The sequence below is a fragment of the uncultured Corynebacterium sp. genome (genome assembly GCF_902489365.1).
Lineage (GTDB): Bacteria > Actinomycetota > Actinomycetes > Mycobacteriales > Mycobacteriaceae > Corynebacterium.
Genome location: NZ_CABTZR010000053.1, coordinates 1 through 15976 on the forward strand (window position 1 = coordinate 1; position 15976 = coordinate 15976).

The window sequence follows — 15976 nt, forward strand, 5'->3', positions numbered from 1 at the left end:
ATCATCCGCCGCTACTTCAAGACCCTGGTGGAGGAAGCCCGCAACGGCCTCGACACCACGCAATCCGAGCGCGCCGCCGTGGTCATGGCGAAGGCCGGTATCAAGTCCACCGACCGTCCGGTGGTGCTCCCGGCGCGTGAGAAAGCGGAGGAGACCGACGGCCCGGCAGCCGCGCTGCAGCTTCACGACGGCACCATCATCTCGGGCCGCACCTCCCCGTTGCTGGGCTGCTCCGCAGCCGCGCTGCTCAATGCGCTCAAGCACCTCGCTGGCATCGATGATGAGCTGCACTTGTTGTCCCCGGAATCCATCGAGCCCATCCAAACGCTGAAGACGAAGCACCTGGGTTCCCAGAACCCGCGCCTGCACACCGACGAGGTCCTCATTGCGCTCTCTGTCTCTGCGGCGAAGGACGAGAACGCCCGCCGCGCGCTCGATGCACTGAAGGAACTGCAGGGCTGCGACGTCCACACCACCACCATCCTGGGCTCTGTGGATGAAGGTATCTTCCGCAACCTCGGCGTGCTCGTGACCTCTGATCCGGTCTTTGCCCGCAAGAGCGCGCTGTACCAGAAGCGCTAAGCTTCTCCCGGACATTGGAGGGGAGCGTCACCTCTGTTGGCATTCCCCCAGACCTGAAACCCGCAACCTGCAGGGGGTGGGCGTCGCCAAGCGCTTGGCGACGCCCCACCACCCAGGGAGTTTCGGGATCGAGGTCTGGGGCTTTGGACTAAAAGAGGTTGCAGCGCTGGGCCCAAAAGATTGGGGATCTTGCCACTAGCAGGCCTAGACTTGCGGGCGTGACTATTGGCAAGATTCTCCTCTACTACTGCTTTACTCCCATCGAGGACCCCACCGCGATCATGCTGTGGCAGCGATCCCTGTGCGAGAAGCTCGGGCTCAAGGGCCGCATCCTCATCTCGGAGCACGGCATTAACGGCACCGTGGGCGGGGACATGGATGCGTGTAAGCGCTACGTGCGCGAAACCCGCGAGTACCCAGGCTTCAAGAAGATGGAGTTCAAATGGTCCGAGGGCGGAGCGGAAGACTTCCCGCGCCTGTCGGTCAAGGTGCGCGATGAAATTGTGGCCTTCGGCGCGCCGGGCGAGCTCAAGGTGGATGAAAACGGCGTCATCGGCGGTGGTGTCCACCTCAAGCCCGAAGAGGTCAACAAGTTGGTGGAGGAGCGCGGTGAGGAGGTCGTCTTCTTCGATGGCCGCAACGCCATGGAAGCGGAAATCGGCAAATTCAAAAATGCCGTAGTGCCGGATGTGCGCACGACCCACGACTTCATCGCCGAACTCGAGTCTGGCAAGTATGACTGGATGAAGGACAAGCCCGTGGTCTCCTATTGCACGGGCGGCATCCGGTGCGAAATCCTCTCCGCGCTGATGAAGAACCGCGGCTTTAACGAGGTTTATCAGATTGACGGCGGCATTGTTCGCTATGGCGAGAAGTACGGCAACGATGGCCTGTGGGAAGGCTCGATGTACGTCTTTGACAAGCGCATGCACCACGAGTTTGGCCAGGGCCTAGAGGATCCGGGCTTCATTCAGCTGGGCCACTGCGTGCATTGCGGGGCGGGAACCAATACGTTCCATAACTGCATTAATGAGGACACGTGCCGCAAGCAGGTGCTCATCTGCGATGATTGCATCCAGCATGTGGAAACCCAGCACTGTGGGCGGCCGGACTGCGCCGAGGTGGCTGCCGCCCAAGCGCAGGGTTAGTTTTCAAGCACCGGGGCCAGCAGGATCTGGATATCGTTGATGCACCAGATCATGAAGTTGCCGGCCATGACCCAGAAGATGGCCATCCAGCCGCGCCAGCGCACATAGGCCTTGAGTTTGCGCACCATGATGACGGCGCAGCCGATCATGCCGATGAAGGGAATGATCAGCGTCGTCGTGGCGAACACGGTGCGCTGGGTCCTCGTGCAGAGCCAAGCGGCGTATTCGGCCTGAAGGCAGTCGGTCGTGGTTCCGAAGAACCTGAAGAATCCAGCGAGGAGGAGCGCGTACAGCGCCGAGCTCACAAGGATAGCCACCATAAACCACAGCGCCTGGCGCGAGGAGCGGCGGTTGGCCTCGGCGACGGCGAGGGGATCGGGCTCATCGGCAAGCTCATCAAAGCTGCGGGGCTCGGGGCGAGGCAGGTTGGTATAGTCCGCGTCGGACGTGAGATCATTTTCGGGGTGCTCTGCTGCCATGCTGTGCAAGTCTAACGTGCTTCGGCGTCATAGGTGCTCGGGCAGACTAGGACTGGCACTCCCACGTGGGGGAGAAGTTCGGTGGCGGTGCTACCGATGAAGACGCGCTCGATCGGCCCCATGGGGGAGGAACCCAAGCAGAGCAGGTCGCCCTTCTTCCACTTGAGCGAATCCACCGCGCCGGACCAGCCGTGACCGCTGCCGATGTCCGTCGTGACGGAGATCTCCGGGAAGGCCTCTGCGATGAAATCGTGGGCGCGGTCCAACAACGAGAGCGAGTGCTCGCGCCAATTGGGGGCGTCGGAAGGAAAAGTGGGGGAGTATTCGAGGGGGACGTCGACCAGACCCTTGGCGGAAAACGCCAGGATACGCAAGGGAATACCGCCGCGCTGCGCAATGCATGCCGCGTGCCGGAGGGCGGGATCGTCGGCGCGGCCAAGTTCGGTGAAGGCGAAATTGATGCGCGTCACTCCGTGCTTGGACAGCTTGATACCGCGCGGGGTGAGACCCACGGGAAGCGGCGAGTAGTGCAGCAGCGCATCGGCGGTAGAACCGGAGAAGAAACGGCCCTTGGGCGCGGACTGGTTGGCCCCGAGGAGGATGACGTGCGCGTTGAAATCCGTAGCTGCCTGCTCCAGCAGCTGCGGGCGGGACGGTCCTGCGATGAGAACGGAGACGTTCTTATCGAGCTGGGCCTTGGCCACCCCGGCTGCGTCCAAGGCCTGCTTAACGGCGCGTTCGCAGGTCGCGCGCTCCGTTTTGAACCACTTCTTATAGGAGCCGCTGAGCTTGCTGAGCGACGTCACGGTGAGGGGTTGCGAAATCGTGGAAACCACCCGGATCTGAACGGGCGTAGAACGCGCGAGCCATGCGGCAAACTCGATGGCCTCGGTGCCCGTGGAGCTCGGGCTCCACGAGACGAGTACGCGAAGCGGCAGGATACGGTCCTCCGACGAGGACTGTCCTTCCTCGGGATGTGAAGATTTCTTAGCCATTCATCAAAAGGATCGGGGTCGTTTCCTTCATTATCGACCCTTCACGCTTTAAAATAAAATCTGTTCTACCGGCGCTTTTTGGTCTATTTTCCGTCCATGGTGGGGCGGTACACATCCGCGAGTTTGGAAATCAGGTTGACCAAAGAATTGGCGTCCTTGATGTCTTCCGGTTCAAGCCAGCGCAGTATCTCGGCCAAAGCTGCCGCTCGCTGGCGAGAGACGATGGTCAGCTCGGATTCGCCGAGCTGGGTCAGAGCGACGAGAACACCGCGGCGGTCCTTTTCATCGCGGTGCCGTTCCACGAAGCCCTGGCGCTCCAATTGGTACAGCGCATTGGACGCGGTGGGCATCCGGATTAGCTCTGCTTGGGCGATGGTGCTGACGCGGGAGGGGCCACGCAGGCGCAGCTGATTCATGATGGAGACCTGTGAGGTGGTTAGGGACGTGCCCTCCGTTGTGCGCTGGAAGATGAGCATGAGCTTATTGAGCGCGGGCTGGATCTGGCGGGCGACGTCCAGGGCGTCCTCGTAAGGGATCGGGGATTCGATAGTTTCTTCACTCATGGAAAATAAGTGTAGCTACAAACCGCCTTCGTCGGTAGTTAGCTGACTAAAGAATTAGGTTTTGCGTCGCGAAGTGGCCAGGAGGAGTCTAGATTGTTGACGCTGCCCGCACTACACTGTCCGGCGTGAATTCTCCGTCCAAGGCAGAGTCTGCAAAGACAAGGCCAGAAGTGGTCTACCGCAACGAAGTCTCCTATGAATGGGAGCGCGCGCAGCATCTGCGCGAGCTTCGCGCGGGGAAAGTGAAGCGCGAAGAACTGTGTGATGCTGATTTTCTTCTCCGCGCGGCGGCGGAGCATCACGGCGTTGACATGCAGAAGCCGTGCCCAGTGTGCGGAGAAGAGCTGCGACTGACCCGCTGGGTTTACGGCGACTCTTTAAAGCGCCGTGCGGGAAGCGCGCGCAGCGCGGCGGAAATTGCAGAAATGGCGGCCGAGGGGCTGGAGTTTACAGTGCATTTCGTGGAAGTGTGCTCGGCATGCCGCTGGAATCATCTGCTTCGAGCGGCCACGGTCTATGCTCGAAGGTAGTTTTGGCTTCCCAGTTCACGCCGGTAAGCTGCATGTATTTACAGTTACTGTACAGGATTGATGAGGACACGGATTAGTGACCGAGAAGGAAACCTCCGGGCGAAAGTCAGGTAATCGCAAGAAGAGCACCTCGCACAGGAGTAGGCGTTCGTCCGGCCGCACACGCCGCTGGCCGTGGATCGTGCTCGCTGTCTTATTCGTAATTGTCGGCATCCCCGCCTTACTCTTTGGATACGCGTATACGCAATACGACGTCCCCGAGCCCAAGGAGCTGCAGCCGAGCCAGATTTCCACGATTGTCGCCGGCGACGGCGAAACCCAGCTGGCCAAGCTAGTTCCGCCGGAGGGCAACCGCCGCCAAGTAACCCTGGATGAGATCCCGGATTACGTTGAGGATTCTGTCCTCGCGGCCGAGGACCGCGAGTTCTGGACCAATTCGGGCTTTTCCTTTACAGGTCTGGGACGTGCCGTCTTGGGCAAGCTCACCGGTGATGCTTCCGCCGGTGGTGGCTCGACGATTACTCAGCAGTATGTGAAGAATACTCTCGTTGGTGACGAGTACTCCTACGTCCGCAAGATCCGTGAGCTCATCTACTCGGTGAAGATGACCAACGAATGGTCCAAGGAGGACATCCTCAACGCCTACCTCAACACGGTCTATTTCGGCCGCAATGCGTATGGCATCGAGGCTGCGTCCAATGCGTACTTTAATAAGGACGCCAAGGACCTCACTAAGGAAGAAGGCGCGCTGCTGGCGGCTGTTATCCAGTCCCCGTCCGTCCTTGATCCGTGGGTAGATGAGGAACGGTCCCAAGCTCGCTGGAACTACGTCATGGATGGCCTCGTTGAGATGGGTGACTTGGAACAGTCTGAACGCGATCAGCTCGTCTTCCCGGAGACCCGCGATCCGTCTGAGTATTCTGCCTACACTGAAGCGCCGGGCGCCTATGGGCACATCAAGAACCAGGTCATCGACGAGTTGGCGCGCGTGGGGATTACCGAGGACCAGCTGGCCACTGGCGGTCTCAAGGTGACCACCACCATTGACATGACCGTGCAGAACGCGTCGACCGACGCCGCTCACGCACAGCTTGCTGTGCTGCAAGAGGACGCCCGCGCCGCCGCCGTGACCATTGACCCCGCCACGGGCGCTGTACGCGGCTACTTCGGCGGCGATGACTCTAATGGCTGGGACTATGCCAACTCGCCGCTGCAGACCGGCTCGACCTTTAAGATCATGGCACTGGCCGCAGCTCTTCAGCAGGGCATCGACCTCAATACGTATTACTCCTCCGCGCCGTACCAGCTGCCCGGTTCGCAGACCGTGACTAACGTGGGTGGCGGCTGCGGCAGCTGCACCATCGCTGAGGCGCTGAAGAACTCCTACAACACCTCCTTCCTGCGCCTCCAGGATGACCTGGAAAACAAGATGCAAGACACCGCTGACATGGCGCACGCACTGGGTGTTGCGCGCAGCCTGCCGGGGATTGAGAAGACGCTGACGGAGAACGGTGGCACGCCGTACGAGGGTGTCGTGCTGGGCCAGTACCAGTCCCGCCCGCTCGACATGGCAACCGCCATGGCGACGTTGACCAACCAGGGAGTGTGGCACCAGACGCACTTCGTGGAAAAGGTGGAAAACACGGCCGGCGAAGTCCTCTATGAGAACCCGACCGATGGCGGTGAGCGCCGCGTGTCCGCCAACGTGGCTAATAACGTTATTTCTGCGATGCAGCCGATTGCTGCATGGTCGAATGGTGCGCTGGCGGGCGGGCGCCCGTCGGCGTCCAAGACCGGTACTACCCAGCTCGGTGATACCGGCCTGAACAAGGACGCCTGGATGGTGGGCTCCACCCCGCAGCTGGCCACAGCAGTGTGGGTAGGTACCGCCGATAACACCTCCGCCATCTTTAACGAGTGGGGCGGCAGGATGTACGGCGCGGGCGCTCCGACGAAGATTTGGAAATCCATCCTGGATAACTCGTTGGCCAACGTGGAGCAGCAGCCCTTCCCGCAGGCCTACCCGATTCACTACGGCGTCGGCAGCTGGGGCTCGGGATATGTCTATGATCCGAGCCAGACCACCACGTGGAACCAGACGCCGGCGAGCCCGGAGAGCGACAGCACCGAGGGTGAAGAGGAAGCACCTGCCGAGGATGGCGAGCACCCCGAGGAGGGTCAGGACAGTAGCCCAGAGCAGCCGGCGCAGCCTGAGCAGCCTGAGCAACCCGCTAATCCTGAAGTACCTTCACTCGATGACATTCTTAATGGAGATGGCCTCGACCAATTGCTTGGCCAATAGGAGATTGAACCCCCGGTGAGCCATCACACTTCTTCGCAGCTTGTCCCACTCTCATCCGAATCGATGACCCGTGGCGCCATCGATGCCCTCGGCGGGCCGACGGGGCGATTCGCCCGCTCGGCCCACTCTGGTTGGTGGACGCCGCTGCGCGTCATCATCACGCTGGCGTGGACGTTCCTGGCGTTTGGGTTCTTGAGTAAGGCAACCTGCGCGGGCAGCCGCCGAGGCGAGGACGGCCTCATCAGCCTGAACTGGGATGGCAACCGCCAGTACACGTCCTTTTGTTATAACGACATCGTGCCGCTCTATGGCGGGCGTGGCTTGGACCAACCTGGCTTTCCCTATGCCTACTCCTGGGTGGAGGGAGACCTCACGCGCTACATGGAATACCCCGTTCTGGCGGGTCTGTTCCAGGGCGTCGTCGGCTGGCTGGCGCGCACCACGTATCCGGCCGTCGAGTGGATTGGTATGGCCGAGGTCAGCTGGTACTTCGGGCTGACCACGCTCATCTTGTCCCTCGTGTGGGTCGGCACCGTGGTCATGGTGTTCCAGCTCACGGGCAACCGGGCATGGGATACTGTTCTCATGGCGGCCAGCCCGCTCGTGGTCATTCACGCCTTCACCAACTGGGACATCCCGTCGGTAGCGTTCATGGTGGGCGCCCTTCTCGCCGTGAAGAAGCGCAAGAACTGGCTCGCCGGCATTCTTATCGGGCTCGGGACGGCATTCAAGCTGTGGCCCCTGTTTATCTTGGGCGCGTTTCTGGTGTTGGCCATTCGCCACAAGCGGTGGGCTCCTTTCCTCAAGATGCTGGTCGCCACCATTGCCTCGTGGCTCGTGGTGAACCTTCCCGTGGCGCTCGCCTACCCCGAGGCCTGGCGCGAATTCTTCCGGCTCAATCAAGAACGCGGTGCGGAGTGGACCACGATCTATGCGCTTTTGAGCCGCGTGGCAGGTGTGAGCTTTGAGCCCGAATTCCTCAACACTTTCTCGCTCGTGGCGTTCCTGGTGAGCTGCGGAGCGATTGCCATCCTGGGGCTTAGGGCGCCGCGTGCGTCGCGAGTGGCCGAAATGATCTATCTCATCATTATGGCCTTCCTGATCTTCAACAAGGTGTGGTCCCCGCAGTACTCGCTGTGGCTGGTCGTTCCGGCACTCCTTGCGCTTCCGCGGTGGAGGCTCATCTTTAGCTGGGCGCTTGCCGACGCCCTCCTCTGGCCCATCCTTACCTGGCACATGCTCGGCTCGGAAAACAAGGGTCTGCCGCACGAGATGCTCGATATCGCGGTGCTGACGCGCGATAGCTTCATCATTGCCATCGGTGTGCTCATCATCCGCCAGATGTGGGGCAAGTCTGAGGATAAGGTCCGCGCCGCTCATGGCGGCAGGGACCCGTTGGCGGGGGATTTTGCGCGATGACTATCACGATTGTGGGCATTGTCTCCATCACGCTGGGCTTCCTTTGCGTGTTGAGCGCCTATTACCTGTTTCAGCGCTCTCAAGACCGCACCTGGCCCATTGTGCTGGGGCTGCTGGCTCTCTTGTTCCTCACTGTGATTCCTGCTGGTTCGGCGATCTTCGTCGCGGCGACCCACTAGCGGTAGCCGAGGAGATGGGGGATTTCCTTTTCCGCCGGTCAGTGCGGTACTGTGTGAGGGTTGCTTGACGCAACAGACCCTCCTGCCATATCCGCAAAGGTGATATGGCCGATACCAATTACTAGACCATAGGAGGTGATGAGGTCCGTGCGTCACTACGAAGTCATGATCATTCTGGATCCTAACCAGGATGAGCGCACCGTAACCCCGTCCCTAGACAAGTTCCTCGAAGCAATCCGCAAGGATGGCGGCAAAGTCGAAAAGGTTGACGTGTGGGGCAAGCGCCGTCTTGCATACCCGATCAACAAGAAGGAAGAGGGCATCTACGCAGTCGTGGATCTGGAGTGCGAATCCCACTCCGTTCTCGAACTCGATCGCCGTCTGAACCTGAACGACTCCATTCTGCGTACCAAGGTTCTGCGCACCGACAGCAAATAGCGGATACTGGGTTTCGAGCAATCCACGTAACCGATATTAAGGAGTAAAGACATGGCTCAGGGAGATACCAACATTACGGTCGTTGGCAACATTGTCGCCGACCCGGAACTGCGCTTCACCCCGGCGGGTGCCGCAGTGGCAAATTTCCGTGTTGCCTCCACCCCGCGTCGCTATAATCAGCAGACTTCCCAGTGGGAGGACGGCGAGGCCATGTTCCTCACCTGCAACGTGTGGCGCCAAGCCGCAGAAAACGTTGCGGAGACCCTGACCAAGGGCATGCGCGTTATCGTTACTGGCCGTTTGCGCCAGCGGTCTTACCAGACCCGTGAGGGCGAGAACCGCACTGTTTTTGAGATTGAGGTCGATGAGGTCGGCCCGTCCCTGCGTTATGCATCCGCACAGGTTAACCGTAAGTCCGGCAACGGCGGCGGCAACTATGGCGGTGGCCAGCAGCAGGGGGGTGCTAACTACGGCGGCGGCAACCAAGGTGGTTTCTCCGGAAACCAGGGCGGGTTCTCTGGAAACCAGTCCCAGTCCTCTGCCCCGCAGCAGTCTCAGCAGCAGTCGACTCCGAGTAACGATCCGTGGAATTCTGCACCCCAAGCGGGAAGCTTTGGCGGTGCGGACGCAGAACCCCCGTTCTAAGACTGTCACGCAAGTATTCATTTAACTCAATTGAAAGGCAGGGATCATGAAGCTGATCCTCACCGCTGCCGTTGAGAACCTCGGCGCCCCTGGCGAAATTGTAGAGGTTAAGGACGGCTACGGACGTAACTACCTGCTTCCGCGCGGCCTGGCAATCGTTGCTACCCGCGGTGCTGAGAAGCAGATCGAGGGCATCAAGCGCGCCCAGGAAGCTCGCGCAATCCGCGACCTGGACCACGCACGCGAGATCCGTACCCAGCTGGAGGAGCTCAAGGACGTTAACGTCCCCGTGAAGACCTCCGAGTCCGGCAAGCTCTTCGGCTCCGTGTCCGCTGAGGACATCGTGAACGCCGTTGCCGCCGCTGGCGGGCCGAAGCTGGACAAGCGCATCGTTGTGCTGCCCAAGGGCCTGGTCAAGAAGACCGGCAACTACCAAGTCGAGCTGAAGCTGCACGCTGACGTTATCGGCAAGGTGAACTTCTCGGTCGTCGCTGCCTAAGAATTAAGGCGCACGACGGTCACCCTCCGTCCGCCCGCGTGTGAGGCGCGGCGCCGGTACGCAGGGCGTGACCTTAAGACAACAGCAAGGCTTGAGGCCGTGCTCCTCCCACTATGTGAGGTGGTGAGAGGAAGCACGGCCTCAGGCCGTTTTGTGGGCTTGTGGAGATAGAGATTTGGGGTCAGACTCAAACTGTGGATAACTCGCATTATCTGTGGATAACTCGGTGGTGAGTTAACGGTGAATTTACTCATGCCGCCGTGCGTTAATCCGCTGGTAGCGGCGATTTCGGGGTAATCGCCCTACTTTTCCACGGGATTTGTGCCTATTTTCACACCGCAGAAAATAGGCTTTGACCTGCAAGAATAATCTTCGCTGGTCACAGCGCTGCAAAGTTATCCACAGCCCTGACCTCTGGCTTTGCACACCATGTCTTTGCTGAACTGGGAATTCCACAGGTCTCTGTGGATAACTATGGGAGTTATGCCCAAGGGGTAGTGTCTTGACCCTCGGCTACACTGTTGTGTACTACGCGCGGTTGCCGCTTGGCACTGCATCGAAGCCTGGCCGTCCGGCGCGGAGAAGAGTGAGAACTTCAGGGACACGGCCAGGGTGGGATTAATGAACGGTGGGATTAATGAGCAATGACCAATGCCAGTTTTGATGATGACCAGGTTCCTCCACTCCCGGAGCCGGTAGAGGAGGAATCACGCCGCTCCTACCGGCAGGAGGAGCCTAAGCGTTACGGTGAATTCCGCCAGCCGCCCGCGGATCGTGAAGCTGAACAGGGCGTTCTCGGCGCCATGCTCCTGAGCCCGAACACGGTCATGGAGGTTATTGAGGAGCTTGAGCCGGAGGATTTTTACTATCCTGCGCACACACTCATCTACCAGGCCATGATCGACCTTTATGCGGCGGGCACCGATATTGACGCGGTGATTGTCGCGGCCCGCCTCGATCGATATAACAACCTCGAGCGCGTGGGCGGCGCGCCCTACCTGCATACCCTCTTGGCCACGGTGCCCACTGCGGCTAACGCCCGCTACTACGCAGAGATCGTGGCGGAGAAGGCGGTGCTGCGCAAGCTGGTGGACGCTGGAACGAGAGTCGTCCAACTCGGCTTCCAAGGCTCCGAAGACATGGAGATTGAGTCCGTGCTGGACCGTGCCCAGCAGGAAGTATTCGCCGTCGCGCAGAAGAAGACGACCGAGGATTACCGTGCGCTGAGTGATCTCATCGACCCCACGATCGATGAGCTCGCTGCCCTGCAGCAAAACGGCGTGGAGTCCGGCGTGCCCACCGGTTTCATCGACCTCGACAACCTGACCAATGGCCTGCGTGCCGGCCAGATGATCATCGTCGCCGCCCGCCCTGGCGTGGGCAAGTCCACGCTGGCCATGGACTTCATGCGCTCGGCCTCCCTGCAGCACAACAAGACCTCTGTGGTTTTCTCCCTGGAGATGTCTGCCTCCGAGATCGTCATGCGCCTATTGTCAGCGGAGGCGGAAGTGAAGCTGTCGGATATGCGCGGTGGCCGCGTGTCCACGGAAGATTGGGCCAAGATCGATGACACCCTCAATCGCATTCAGGATGCGCCCCTATTCATCGATGATTCCCCAAACCTCACCATGATGGAAATCCGCTCGAAGGCCCGCCGCCTCAAGCAGCAGCACGGGCTCGACCTCATTGTGTTGGACTATATGCAACTGATGTCTTCGGGCAAGAAGGTGGAGTCCCGCCAGCAAGAGGTCTCGGAGTTCTCGCGCCAGCTCAAGCTGTTGGCCAAGGAACTGGAAGTTCCGCTCATCGCTATTTCCCAGCTGAACCGTGGCCCAGAGTCCCGTACCGATAAGAAGCCCCAGCTGGCGGATCTACGTGAGTCCGGTTCGCTTGAGCAGGACGCCGATATGGTTATGCTGCTCTACCGCCCAGACTCGCAAGACCGCGATGATCCCCGCGCCGGTGAGGCGGATATCATCCTGGCCAAGCACCGTGGCGGCCCGATCGACACGGTGAAGGTAGCGCACCAGCTGCACTACTCCAAGTTCGTCAACATGGCGCACGGCTAAATTACAGGTCCACCACGGCGTTGGGGTCACCCAACCGTGGGCCGAGGATGACCAAGACCAGGAAGACCGCAGCCGCGGCGAGCGCCAGCCATCGCCACACCGGGAAGAAGCGCTCGCCACACAGCCGGGCGAATGCCGCGCCGATGAGCGCGCCGAGGGTATTGAAGATGAGGTCATCAATATCAGTGCGTCCGAGCGCGAAGGCATACTGGACTGTTTCCAGTGTCAAACTCAGCGCGAATCCCCACGCGGCCGTTGCCTTGATTGATCGGCACAGGCTGAAGACGAGCATGCCGAAAGGAATGAAAAAGGCGGTATTGCCCGCATACTCAAAAAGCGGGCCAAACCAGGTGCCTCCGGAGAACTCATCAAGTGGCACCAAACGCAGGTCACGGACCCGCTGGTTCTCCGGCTTCCAGAGGTAGCCAATCTGATAGAAGGGCTTAAGCGTGGTGAGCGCGGCCATGACCGCGACCCACGCGCCAAGGGCGACCCTATTGAGCAAGGGTCCTACCCTTGAATTCTGGCAGGGTCAGTGCCGCCGCAGCGGCGAGGCCGAAGGCTGCTGCAAACAACACGAAGAGCCAGCCCGTTCCCGCCACAGCGATGAGCGGCGGAACGATGAGCGGCGCCAGGATCGAGGCGAGTCGGCCGAAGCCCGCGGCCGCACCGGTACCGCGCCCGCGTAGGGCGGTGGGGTAGAGCTCTGGGCCGATGGCGTACAGCGCACCCCACGCCCCCAGGTTGAAGAAGGACAGCAGGCAACCGGCCAGGATGATCGTTGCCTCAGTGCTGGCGAAGCCAAAGAACCCGGCGGACAGGGCGGAGCCGACGAGGAAGGTGGCCAGGGTAGAGCGGCGGCCCCACACCTCGATGAGCCAGGCCGCGGCAGCGTAACCGGGCAGCTGGGCCAGGGTGATAATCAGCGTGAAGCTGAAGGACTTCACCAGGGAGAAACCGTCCGCGACAAGCAGCGACGGAATCCAAATGAAGGCGCCGTAGTAGGAGAGATTGACACAGAACCAGATGGTCCACAATGCCAGCGTGCGCCCGCGCAGGGACTTGGACCAAATGCTGGTGGCGGTGACGTCTTCCTCGGAGTAGGTCGGTGCCGGGGTCGTGCGGTCAATGTCTGCATCGTCTACCTCGGTCTCAAAGGACGCGACGATCTCTTCTGCTTCCTCGTGGCGGCCTTTCGACTCCAGGAAGCGCACAGATTCAGGCAAGTGAAGGCGGACATAGAGGGCGTAGAGGGCGGGCACCATGCCGAGTGCCAGGGCCCAACGCCAGCCGCTTTCCGACGCCCCCACGACGAACGTTCCAATGACCGCAGCGAGGATCCACCCCACGGCCCAGAAGGCTTCCAGCAAGACCACCATGCGCCCGCGCACCTTGAGAGGCGCGAACTCGGAGATCAGCGTCGAGGCCACCGGCAACTCAGCGCCGAGGCCAAGTCCAATGAAGAAGCGCAGGATGATGAGGAGCGTGAGGCCTGTTGCTAGGGCGGAGGCGCCCGTCGCGAGGCCATAGACCAGCAGGGTCAGAGCAAAGATGTGGCGGCGGCCGAATTTATCGGCCAACAGGCCGCCGAAGGTGGCGCCCAAGGCCATGCCGATGAAGCCCACGGACGCCAGCCACGAGGACTGGGTCGGTGTGATCCCCCAGTGCACGGCCAAAGCGGCCATGATGAAGGAGATGAGGCCCACGTCCATGGCGTCGAGCGCCCAGCCGATGCCGGAGCCGAAGAGGAGACGTTTGTGTTTTCCGGTGACGGGAAGGCGGTCGAGCCTCTCCGTGCGTGAGATAGAGCGATGATCAAGACGATTCATGCAGGCTAAGCTTACTCTGCGGGGGTAAAGCTTTTCAGCCGCAAAGAATTGGTCACGACAAAGACCGAGCTCAGAGCCATTGCCAACCCCGCCAATAGAGGGTTGAGCAGGCCAAACGCTGCCACAGGAAGAAGAATAATATTATAGGCGAAGGCCCAAAATAGGTTGCCCTTGATGATGCGCAGGGTAGCGCGCGCGAGCCGCACTGCCTCGGCGACCGAGCGCAGGTCGTTGTTCATCACCGTGATATCGGAAGCTTCGATGGCCACGTCGGCTCCGGCGCCCATCGCGATTCCGAGGTCTGCCTGAGCGAGTGCCGCGGCGTCGTTGACGCCATCGCCCACCATCGCCACGGTCCGCCCCTGCTCCTGCAGTCGAGCGATAGCCTCTACCTTGTCTGCCGGCATGACCTCCGCGGTTACCGCAGCCTCATTGATGCCGACCGTGCGCGCCACTGCTTGCGCGGCGCCGACATTATCCCCGGTGAGCAGGTGGGGTGTGAGCCCGAGCTCCTGCATTGCGGCGATGGCGGCGGCCGAGGATTCCTTGATGCGATCCTGTAGCTCGATGGTTCCCACCAGGTCATCTACCACGTAGACGCCGACCCGCGTTCCGGTGCCGTCATAACCCGCGGGCGGCCGGCCTACCCGCACCCGGGAGCCCTCAATCGTTGCCTCGATTCCCTGGCCGGGAAGCTCGTGGAAGCCCTCGGTTGCTGGTAACTCGCCCTCGTAGGCTGCGCGGAGGGCTCGTGCGATGGGGTGCTCGGAACCCTGCTCTGCGGCCGCGGCGAGACGAAGAACTTCCTGCTGCGTGTGCCCTGCCTTAGCTTGGACTGCTCCCACCGACATCTGGCCTTCGGTGATCGTGCCGGTCTTGTCCAGAACGATGGTGTCGATCTGGCGGGTCGATTCCAAAATCTCCGGGCCCTTGATGAGGATTCCCAGTTCGGCGCCGCGCCCGGTGCCGACGAGGATTGCGGTGGGTGTCGCCAAGCCCATGGCGCACGGGCAGGCGATGATGAGGACGGAGACGGCGGCCACGAAGGCCGGGGCGACGCCGCCGAACCAGAGGTGCGCCATGAGCGCGAGGATGGCGATGCCGATGACGATCGGGACAAAGACAGCGGCGATACGGTCCGCGAGGCGCTGGACCGGGGCCTTCGAGGTCTGGGCCGCAGTAACCAGCGCACCCATCTGGGCCAAAACGGTGTCGGAGCCAACGCGGGTGGCGCGCACCTCAAGGCGACCAGAGGCGTTGATGGTCGCGCCCGTTACTGTGCTGCCGGGGGAAACCTCAACCGGCATTGACTCGCCGGTGAGCAGGGATTCATCCACGGCGGAATGACCGCTGAGGACCACGCCATCGGTGGCGATCTTTTCGCCGGGCCGGACCACAAAGATATCGTCCACGTGCAGTTCGCTGGCGGGAATGCGGGTTTCGGTGCCGTCGCGAAGCACGGTGGCTTCTTTAGCCCCCATAGTCAGCAGCGTGGTGAGTGCTTCGGAGGAGCGCCCCTTAGCTTTGAGCTCGAACCATCGTCCAAGCAGCAGGAACGTGATAACCATGCCGACGGACTCGAGATAAATATGGTCCATCTGCGCGTCATTGGAGCGTAGCGTCATGTGCATGGTCATGCCGGGCATCCCGGCATCGCCGAAGAAGAGCGCGTAGAGCGACCAACCGAAAGCCGCGGTGGTGCCCAGAGTGATGAGAGTATCCATCGTGGCGGCGCCATGCTTGAGGTTGGCCCAGGTGGCCCGGTGGAAGGGTGCTCCGCCGATGACGTAGACGAGTGTCGTGAGCATCAAGCAGGCCCACTGCCAATGCTGAAACTGCAGGGCGGGGACCATGGAAAGCAGCATCACCGGCAGCGAGAGTGCTGCGGAGAGCAGAGTGCGCTGCAGGATGTCGGAGGCCTCGCTCTCGCGAGCATCCTCTGACGTGCTGGCCGGCTCCTCTCCCTCACCATCCATGGTGAATGCTCCATAGCCCGCGCCTTCGACGACGTCGATGAGATCGGCGGGCGTCGTCGTTGCCGGGTCATAACTCACGGAGGCAGATTCCGTGGCGAAGTTGACCGTGGCTTCAACGTTGTCGAGCTTGTTGAGCTTGCGCTCGACGCGGGAGGAGCACGACGTACAGGTCATCCCGGTGATGCCGAGGGTGAGGGTGGTTGTCATGGTGTTTAGGCCAATTCGTATGCCGTCTTCTGCTTGGAAAAAAAAACATCATCCTCTTCCATGTGGTCCTCATTTAGCTTTACTACTCTGTTGGCGCGCTTCCCGATAACGCGGGC

15 protein-coding genes and 1 pseudogene are annotated in these 15976 nt (G+C 61.0%); 10 read left to right on the forward strand and 6 right to left on the reverse strand.

Translation table 11 applies throughout. The annotated features are described in order from the left end of the window. Positions 1-582: pseudogene (locus tag RDN59_RS08520) on the forward strand (DUF1846 domain-containing protein); the annotation flags it as partial. A gap of 218 nt (positions 583-800) precedes the next feature. Then, on the forward strand, positions 801-1730 hold the full coding sequence (locus RDN59_RS08525) for a rhodanese-related sulfurtransferase (RefSeq protein WP_308607463.1): 930 nt from the start codon (positions 801-803) through the stop codon (positions 1728-1730). Here RDN59_RS08525 and RDN59_RS08530 read toward each other — a convergent pair. The 3 genes from RDN59_RS08530 to RDN59_RS08540 all read right to left on the reverse strand — a co-directional run bounded on the left by RDN59_RS08530 (position 1727) and on the right by RDN59_RS08540 (position 3767). After that, positions 1727-2209 (reverse strand): hypothetical protein, encoded by a 483-nt coding sequence (locus tag RDN59_RS08530; RefSeq protein WP_070510178.1) that lies wholly within the window; start codon positions 2207-2209, stop codon positions 1727-1729. The genes RDN59_RS08525 and RDN59_RS08530 overlap by 4 nt on opposite strands. An 11-nt stretch (positions 2210-2220) precedes the next feature. Further along, positions 2221-3204: a universal stress protein gene (locus RDN59_RS08535; protein ID WP_308607464.1), complete on the reverse strand. Its 984-nt coding sequence runs from the start codon at positions 3202-3204 to the stop codon at positions 2221-2223. Positions 3205-3287: 83 nt separating this feature from the next. Then, positions 3288-3767: a MarR family winged helix-turn-helix transcriptional regulator gene (locus tag RDN59_RS08540; protein WP_046648788.1), complete on the reverse strand. Its 480-nt coding sequence runs from the start codon at positions 3765-3767 to the stop codon at positions 3288-3290. Positions 3768-3937: 170 nt separating this feature from the next. Here RDN59_RS08540 and RDN59_RS08545 point away from each other — a divergent pair, with 170 nt between their 5' ends. The 8 genes from RDN59_RS08545 (at position 3938) to dnaB (ending at position 11848) form a co-directional block, all read left to right on the forward strand. Then, on the forward strand, positions 3938-4297 hold the full coding sequence (locus RDN59_RS08545) for a DUF5318 family protein (RefSeq protein WP_308607471.1): 360 nt from the start codon (positions 3938-3940) through the stop codon (positions 4295-4297). A 76-nt stretch (positions 4298-4373) separates the two neighbouring features. Further along, positions 4374-6599, forward strand: coding sequence for a transglycosylase domain-containing protein (locus tag RDN59_RS08550; protein WP_308607465.1), 2226 nt, complete (start codon positions 4374-4376; stop codon positions 6597-6599). A gap of 63 nt (positions 6600-6662) precedes the next feature. Further along, complete coding sequence (locus tag RDN59_RS08555) at positions 6663-8018, forward strand: glycosyltransferase 87 family protein (protein ID WP_308607472.1); 1356 nt, start codon at positions 6663-6665, stop codon at positions 8016-8018. Continuing rightward, the gene (locus RDN59_RS08560; protein ID WP_308607466.1) at positions 8015-8197 is read left to right on the forward strand and encodes a hypothetical protein; all 183 of its coding nucleotides are present in this window, start codon (positions 8015-8017) and stop codon (positions 8195-8197) included. The genes RDN59_RS08555 and RDN59_RS08560 overlap by 4 nt, the downstream gene beginning before the upstream one ends. A gap of 147 nt (positions 8198-8344) precedes the next feature. Beyond that, on the forward strand, positions 8345-8635 hold the full coding sequence (gene rpsF, locus RDN59_RS08565) for a 30S ribosomal protein S6 (RefSeq protein WP_180952128.1): 291 nt from the start codon (positions 8345-8347) through the stop codon (positions 8633-8635). Between the two features lie 51 nt (positions 8636-8686). Further along, positions 8687-9280, forward strand: coding sequence for a single-stranded DNA-binding protein (locus RDN59_RS08570; protein ID WP_308607467.1), 594 nt, complete (start codon positions 8687-8689; stop codon positions 9278-9280). Positions 9281-9326: 46 nt separating this feature from the next. Beyond that, positions 9327-9779, forward strand: coding sequence for a 50S ribosomal protein L9 (rplI, locus tag RDN59_RS08575; RefSeq protein ID WP_010187895.1), 453 nt, complete (start codon positions 9327-9329; stop codon positions 9777-9779). Between the two features lie 644 nt (positions 9780-10423). Continuing rightward, positions 10424-11848 carry a replicative DNA helicase gene (gene dnaB / locus RDN59_RS08580; RefSeq protein WP_308607468.1) on the forward strand — a complete coding sequence of 475 codons (1425 nt, stop codon included), beginning with the start codon at positions 10424-10426 and terminating at the stop codon, positions 11846-11848. 1 nt (position 11849) lies between these two features. Here the strand turns inward: dnaB and RDN59_RS08585 are convergent, their stop codons facing one another. Genes RDN59_RS08585 through RDN59_RS08595 form a run of 3 tightly spaced genes read right to left on the reverse strand, consistent with a single transcriptional unit; the run spans position 11850 to position 15860 of the window. Then, positions 11850-12314 carry a VanZ family protein gene (locus RDN59_RS08585; protein WP_308607473.1) on the reverse strand — a complete coding sequence of 155 codons (465 nt, stop codon included), beginning with the start codon at positions 12312-12314 and terminating at the stop codon, positions 11850-11852. A gap of 28 nt (positions 12315-12342) precedes the next feature. Beyond that, entirely contained in the window at positions 12343-13677 is a 1335-nt protein-coding gene (locus RDN59_RS08590; protein WP_308607469.1) for an MFS transporter, read from the reverse strand. Between the two features lie 11 nt (positions 13678-13688). Beyond that, on the reverse strand, positions 13689-15860 hold the full coding sequence (locus RDN59_RS08595) for a heavy metal translocating P-type ATPase (RefSeq protein WP_308607470.1): 2172 nt from the start codon (positions 15858-15860) through the stop codon (positions 13689-13691). Between the last annotated feature and the right edge of the window lie 116 nt (positions 15861-15976).

What these genes read in the sequence shown, in the direction of transcription:
- RDN59_RS08530 (WP_070510178.1), bottom strand. Translation starts at nt 2,209, where the DNA reads ATGGCAGCAGAGCACCCCGAAAATGATCTCACGTCCGACGCGGACTAT.
- RDN59_RS08535 (WP_308607464.1), bottom strand. Translation starts at nt 3,204, where the DNA reads ATGGCTAAGAAATCTTCACATCCCGAGGAAGGACAGTCCTCGTCGGAG.
- RDN59_RS08540 (WP_046648788.1), bottom strand. Translation starts at nt 3,767, where the DNA reads ATGAGTGAAGAAACTATCGAATCCCCGATCCCTTACGAGGACGCCCTG.
- RDN59_RS08555 (WP_308607472.1), top strand. Translation starts at nt 6,663, where the DNA reads ATGACCCGTGGCGCCATCGATGCCCTCGGCGGGCCGACGGGGCGATTC.
- RDN59_RS08560 (WP_308607466.1), top strand. Translation starts at nt 8,015, where the DNA reads ATGACTATCACGATTGTGGGCATTGTCTCCATCACGCTGGGCTTCCTT.
- RDN59_RS08570 (WP_308607467.1), top strand. Translation starts at nt 8,687, where the DNA reads ATGGCTCAGGGAGATACCAACATTACGGTCGTTGGCAACATTGTCGCC.
- rplI (WP_010187895.1), top strand. Translation starts at nt 9,327, where the DNA reads ATGAAGCTGATCCTCACCGCTGCCGTTGAGAACCTCGGCGCCCCTGGC.
- dnaB (WP_308607468.1), top strand. Translation starts at nt 10,424, where the DNA reads ATGACCAATGCCAGTTTTGATGATGACCAGGTTCCTCCACTCCCGGAG.
- RDN59_RS08585 (WP_308607473.1), bottom strand. Translation starts at nt 12,314, where the DNA reads ATGGCCGCGCTCACCACGCTTAAGCCCTTCTATCAGATTGGCTACCTC.
- RDN59_RS08590 (WP_308607469.1), bottom strand. Translation starts at nt 13,677, where the DNA reads ATGAATCGTCTTGATCATCGCTCTATCTCACGCACGGAGAGGCTCGAC.
- RDN59_RS08595 (WP_308607470.1), bottom strand. Translation starts at nt 15,860, where the DNA reads ATGACAACCACCCTCACCCTCGGCATCACCGGGATGACCTGTACGTCG.